This window comes from Hymenobacter daeguensis (genome assembly GCF_054780555.1).
The window spans coordinates 1-2,226 of record NZ_BAAGWC010000056.1 but is presented as its reverse complement, the minus strand read 5'-3'; the positions used below and the strand labels follow the sequence as shown (position 1 = coordinate 2,226).

1 protein-coding gene is annotated in these 2,226 nt (G+C 67.3%); it reads right to left on the bottom strand.

Annotated elements, in window-relative coordinates:
* A partial coding sequence (locus ACYVHT_RS23235; RefSeq protein ID WP_460557777.1) for a GEVED domain-containing protein occupies positions 1 to 2,226 on the bottom strand: 2,226 nt, incomplete at both ends.

The following is a 2,226-nucleotide window of genomic DNA, read 5'->3' as shown; positions in this document are numbered from 1 at the left end:
CACCAGGGTGAAGGGCCCGGCCGAGCAGCTGGGCGAGGCGTACACGCGCACCATGCCGGCGGGGGCGCCGGTCAGGGCGAAGGAGGCCGTGGCGGCCGTGGCCGTGAAGGCAAACCACACGTCCTTGGGCTGGCTCGAGGGCGAGCACACGGGGAAGGTAATGCCGTTCTGGGTGCTGGTGGTAGCGCCCAGGTTGGTACCGGTGCGCGTGCCGCTGCCCAGGCCGATGGCCCCGCAGGGCTCGTCGTTGGTGGGGGCGGTGAGCGGCGTGGTGAAGCAGGTGGGGCCAGCCCAGGCGCTGCTGCCGTTGGTGGTGCCGCAGTTCTGGCGCACGTAGAAGCAGTAGGCCGTGGCGGGAATCAGGCTGGCAATGGTCGTTGTCGTCGCCGTCAGGCCCGTAATAAATGTGCCGGAGCCCTGGTTAAAGCCCTGCGGGCCGTACTCGACTTCATAGGTATTGCCGGCGGAGCCGCCCGTCGGGGCCACCCAGCTAAGCACGGCAGAAGTGTTGGTGGTCGTGCCCACGCTTGGGCCGGTGGGGGGCGCGCAGTTCGAAGGCGAAGTCACGCACACGGCAATCGGGCCGGCCGTGTTGTTGCCGTAAGACCACACACGGATGTAGAGCACTTCGCCCGGCGTGCGGCCGGCAAACACCAGCTGCGAGTAGAGGCTGCCGTTTGCATCGTCGTTGCAGTCAAGCTGGGTAAGGGCCGCGCAGGTGCCCGAATACACGCTCAGGCCCGTGTCCGTAACGTTGCTGCCGCCGGTGGGGGCCACCGTCTGAACGGTCACCGACCCGGTCACCGGCACCGTTACCTTAAACCAGATGTCGTTGCCGTTATAGTTGGCGCAGGTGGGGGCGGGTGCGCCCGTAGTGGAGGTCGCGGCCGTGTTGTCGGCGCTCACCTGGGTGGTGCAGGTCACAAACTGAACGGGCACGTTGATGGCCCCGGCGCAGTCGTCGTTGGCCGGCGGCGTGGGCGGCGTAGCAAAAGTCAGTATCACGGCCGGCGACGTCGTGCTGCCCGCGCAGTTGCTCACCAGGCTGACGGTGTAGGTGGTGCCGGGCAGCAGGGGCGAGAGGCTTACCGGCGCGGCAGTCACCGTGCGGGTGCTGGGCGTGCCGTTCTGCGGGGTCAGCGTCAGGGTGTAGGAAACGGCCGAGGCGCTGCTCGTAAAGGTGAGCGAAGCCGAAGTGGGCGTCACGGCCGTTACCGCCACGTTGCTGGCCGTGGGGCAGGCCACGGGCGGCCCAATCGTGATGGTGAAGTCCTTGGTTTCGCCCGAGCCAAAGTTGGTGCAGGCGTCGCCCGCCCCGTTGGAGTTGCCATTGGCGCGCGAGCGAATACGCATGCCCGTGGGGCCCTGCACGGCCGTGGTCGGAATGTTGAGGGTGGCCAGCGTAGGCGTGGTGGCCGCGTTGGTCGTCAGCTGCGTCCATTCGCTGGCCTCAAAAATCAGGTTGTGGTTGTAGTCAATCCAAACCGAGGCAATGCTGGTGGCGCCCAGCGTCACGCTCAGCTGGTACGGCACCCCGCTTTGCAGCGTGGCCGTGTTGGCTCCCGTGGCCGGATACGTGGTATAGGCCTGGCCGGCCGTGGTCGTGCAGGTGAGGCCCGTGGCGTTGAGCGTTGTGCCGGTAATGCTCACGGTCGTAATGTCGTTGCCGCCGCACACCCCGCCCAGGCCCGTGTTGCAGTAGTTCTGCAAGGGCGTCAGGCACAGGGTGAAGTTGCTGGCCGCCGCCGTCGTGGCGGCCGTCGAATAAATCCGCACAAAATATACCTGGCCCACGGTCAGGCCGGCTATGAGGCCCTGCAGGGGCGCAGCGGTGGTGCCCAGGGTTCCGCACGCCACGCTGGTCGTTGCCGCGCAGGTCCCCGACCGCACATCGTAGTACCCAAAAAACTGTGCCCCGGTCGTGAGCTGCAAAGCCGTCGACGTCGCGGTAAAGGAGTACCACACGTCGTTGGCCACGGTGCCGCCGCAGTTGGCGGTGGGGGCCAGGCTTTGCGTGGCGCCAAAGACCGTTCCGTTCAGCGGCGTGGTGCACGAAGTACCTATCGGCAGGGGCACGGCGGTTGCGCACTCGTCGTTGGCGGCGGGGTTGGGGTTGGTGGTGAAGGCGCCGGCGTTGGAGAGGGCGCTATTGCCGTTGGCGCCGCCGCAGTTCTGGGTCACGTAGAACTGGTAGCCGGTCAGGGCCGTCAGGCCGGTGAGGGTGGC